Raw genomic sequence first — 4,003 nt, forward strand, 5'->3', positions numbered from 1 at the left:
CCCGCCTTGGCTGCTACCTTCCGGTCCTGACCAGGTCGACGGGTTATCAATGCGAGAGGACCAATAGGACCACCGGCGAGGAGAATAGGCAAACTGGGCGTTCAATGCAACGGCTTTCTACCCTCCAACAGATCGTTTGCCTTATTTTTCAACAATCTGCCGAATGAATCAGCTAAACAGCATAAATTTCGCCCCCACCAGCAGCATCAGCAGAGCAAATGCCTGCTTGAGGCGTCTTGGTGACAATCGGTGTGCCAGCTTGGCACCAAGGCGGGCAAACTGGGTACTGGTCAGCACAATGCCGAGCAGCGCTGGCAGATAGATGTAGCCCACACTCCACTCGGGCAGATCGGCATGACCCCAACCCGCATAGAGGTAGCTGAGGCTCCCCGCCAGCGCGATGGGCATGCTGCAAGCTGCAGAGGCCGCTACCGCATTGCGCATCGGCACCGAGTTCCAGCTCAGATAAGGGACGGTGAGCGAGCCACCGCCAATACCAAACAGCGCTGACATCCAGCCAATGATGGTACCGGCGATGCCTGTGCCGAGCGCCCCCGGCATATGGCGCTCCGCTTTGGGCTTGAGATTGAGCCCCATCTGTAGCGCCATGCTCCAGGCGAAGCAGCCGATAATGATATTGAGGGTACTGGCACTGAGCAGATTGGCCGTCATACCACCGAGCCAGGCACCAACCAGCATGCCCGCCCCCAATCTGCGGATCATCACCCAGTCGACGGCGCCCGCTTCCTGATGTGCTCTAAGCGAGCTGAATCCGGTAAAGATCATGGTGGGCAACGAGGTGCCGAGGGCCAGATGGGTAATTATTTCAGGGTCGATGCCCTGGGCGCGAAAGGTCATGACCAGCACGGGGACAATGATAAGACCGCCGCCGATCCCGAACAGCCCCGCCAGCATACCGGCAAAGGCGCCCAGAAGGAGGTAACCCATAAACAGCATAAAAATTCCTGTTTTGAACGATAAACGGCCAACTCGGCCGGACGACACTGGATATCAGCATGAAAAAAAAGAGATGGCGCGAGGGCCATCTCTTCATTGTGCCGGTTAGTGCAGCGGAATGGTACCGTCCATCACCTTGTAGAAGGCCAGCACGGCACAGCCGAGCAGGGCCGCCGTCATCCCCTGCTCCAACCGGTTAAGGCCGCGCAGACCGTGATGCTGACGCGCCTTCCAGTAGATGAAGATGCCCGGGCTATAGAGCAGCGCCACCAGCAACAGGTACTCCACACCGGCAGCGTAGACCAGCCAGCAGCCGTAAACCGTCGCCACCAGGGCCAGCAGCAGGTCACGCTTGCGCTGATGAGGTTGACCCTGATAGGTCTCCCCTTTCAATGCCAGCTTCAGGCCATAGGCACCGGAGAAAACGTAAGGCACCAACGCTGCAGAGGTCGCGATGTTGACCAGTGCCAGATAGGTGCTGCTCTGGAAGTAGATGATGATCAGGAAGATCTGCACCAGACAGGTAGAGCACCAGAGCGACACCTGCGGCGAGCCGTTCTTGTTCTCCTTGGCAAACCAGCCCGGGAAGACGCCGGTCTTGCCTGCGATGTAGGGCACTTCAGCTGCCAGCACGGTCCAGCTGAGCAGAGCCCCCATCACCGACACCACCAGACCGATGTTGATAAGCCAGGCGCCCCAGGGGCCGACCACGGCCTCGAGGATCATGGCGGTCGAAGGATTTTTGAGCGCCGCCAGTTGCGGCTGGCTCATGACACCCAGCGAGAACAGGGTCACCATCACATAGAGTGTCAGGGCGCCGAGCAGCGCCAGCACGGTGGCACGGCCCACATCCTTACGATGACGGGCACGGGCAGAGACCACCACGGCCCCTTCAATCCCGATAAAGACCCAGAGGGTCACCTTCATGGTGGACTTGACCTGATCCATGACGGAGCCCAGCTCCATGTTGTTCTGGCCCCAGATATCCAGAGTGAAGGTATCCATGTTGAAAGCCAGCAGGATCGCGACACAGAAGACGATGAGCGGCACCATCTTGGCGATGGTGGTGACGATATTCACCAGCGCAGCGACCTGCACCCCGCGCAGCACCAGCGCATGCACCGACCAGATCAGGATGGAGGCCAGCGTGATGGCGACCGGCGTATTGCCGTCACCGAAGATGACGTTGTCAGGCGTATCGAAGAAGTAGCTCAGGGCGCTGAACACCACGATGGCGTAAGAGACGTTGGCCAGCAGTTGGCAGAGCCAGTAACCCCAGGCGGCGTTGAAACCGATGAAATCGCCGAAACCGGCTTTGGCATAGCTGAAGATACCGCCATCGAGATCGGGGCGGCGCATGGAGAGGTTCTGATAGACCAGCGCGAGACAGATCATGCCCAGACCGGTGATGGCCCAACCCAGGGCGACCGCCCCGGCACTGGCATGCGCAGCAATGTTTTGTGGCAGACTGAAGACCCCGGCGCCGACCATGGAGCCGATCACCAGCGAAATGAGGGCGCCCAGCCCTAGTTTCTTGTCCATTTCAATCCTGTTTATTTAGGCGGCGGCAGAGCGTCCGTATTCATACTGCGCGCAATATGGGAGGGGCTGGGAATCCTGACCCCGTGAAAAAGGCGGCAACTATATTGCATGACTATTCCGACCGCAATCCCTCGTCCCGTCAATCATGCACCGCCTTGACCGCGCGCAATTTTACAGCACTGACCCATATGGCCTGTGAGCTGGCTCAAATTAACCAAGACCCATTGATATTTCTCATTTTTCTGCCAACACAACCTGACTCGCATGGTTCCTATGCATCGCCATTCAGGCACTCTCTGTATAAATAATCTGCATAAAAAAGCCCCGGTGGAAACACCGGGGCCCATTATGTAAATCCCTATAAACGCAAACCGCCATCCAGTTCTATCATCCTTCCCGACAGATAGTCGTTGGCAAAAATAAAGCTCACCGTCTCGGCCAGCTGTTGCGCCTCGCCAAGGGTGCCGACCGGAATGGCCTGCTGCATCCGCGCCATCGCCTCCGGCTTCATCGCCGCCGTCATATCGGTGGCAAACACCCCGGGGGCAATCCCCATCACCCGAATGCCATGGCGCGCCAACTCCCGCGCCCAGGTTACCACCAGCGAGGCAACCCCCGCCTTGCTGGCGGCATAGTTGCTCTGGCCAATATTGCCGGCGCGGGCGATGGAGGAGATATTGATGATGACGCCCCCCTGCCCCCCTTGCGCCATCAGCGCCGCCCCTTCACGACCGCAGAGGAAGGTACCTGTGAGGTTGACGTCAATCACGCTCTGCCACTGGGCCAGCGTCATCTTCTCCACCCGCTCACCCTCTTTCACCTTGATCAGCATGCCATCGCGCAAAATGCCGGCGCAGTTGATAAGACCGTGCAGCACGCCAAAACGCTCCTTGATAGCAGCAAACACGGCCTCGACCTCGGCTTCGCTTGCCACATTGCAGACAAACAGCTCGCACTGGCTATCTTGATCGCACTGATCATTCTGACTGCGCACCATGGCTGAGGTCGCCTCCAGATCGGCGCGATTGATGTCGAGCAGCGCCAGCGTCACCCCCTGTGCGCCCAAGGCCAGCGCAATAGCCCGTCCCAAGCCACGTCCAGCGCCGGTAATAACGATGACCTTATCTTTGATATCCATCAATGCTCCTTGTTGCTGGTCGAAGAGAGATGCCTTGAAGCGAGGTGGCCCGTCAGGCGGGATCCTGTTTATCCAGATAGAGTTCGACGATGCTGGAGAAATCGCGGCTACCCTGCCCCTGAGCGGCATGCAGGTTGAACAGGTTACGCGCGAGCGCCCCCATGGGCACAGCGCTGTGGCCATGCTCGGCCAGCGCCATGGCCAATCCCAAATCTTTCACCATCAAACGGGTCATAAAGCCCCCCTGATAGTTGCGGGCGGCAGGGACATTTTCCATCACCCCGGGCCAGGGGTTGTAGCGCTCCAGACTCCAGTTGTTGCCGGAGCTCTTGCCCATGATGGTGGAGAGCACGGCGGGATCCAGTC

General features: G+C 58.8%; 4 protein-coding genes and 1 other RNA gene. All 5 read right to left on the reverse strand.

Translation table 11 applies throughout. The features are described from left to right. Nucleotides 1-66, reverse strand: an RNA gene (gene ffs / locus AACS18_RS05030) — signal recognition particle sRNA small type; the annotation flags it as partial. A 102-nt stretch (nt 67-168) separates the two neighbouring features. Further along, a complete protein-coding gene (locus tag AACS18_RS05035; protein WP_040068144.1) occupies nt 169-957 on the reverse strand; it encodes a sulfite exporter TauE/SafE family protein in 789 nt (262 codons plus the stop codon). 105 nt (nt 958-1,062) lie between these two features. Beyond that, on the reverse strand, nt 1,063-2,499 hold the full coding sequence (gene arcD / locus AACS18_RS05040; protein WP_005336921.1) for an arginine-ornithine antiporter: 1,437 nt from the start codon (nt 2,497-2,499) through the stop codon (nt 1,063-1,065). Nucleotides 2,500-2,857: 358 nt separating this feature from the next. After that, nucleotides 2,858-3,637 (reverse strand): SDR family oxidoreductase, encoded by a 780-nt coding sequence (locus tag AACS18_RS05045; protein WP_108613867.1) that lies wholly within the window; start codon nt 3,635-3,637, stop codon nt 2,858-2,860. 52 nt (nt 3,638-3,689) lie between these two features. Beyond that, the coding region (locus tag AACS18_RS23100) for an NAD-binding protein (protein WP_258228854.1) at nt 3,690-4,003 on the reverse strand (314 nt) is incomplete at its 5' end.

Origin of the sequence: Aeromonas sp. HMWF015, assembly GCF_963878965.1 — a bacterium.
Classification (GTDB): Bacteria; Pseudomonadota; Gammaproteobacteria; order Enterobacterales; family Aeromonadaceae; genus Aeromonas; species Aeromonas veronii.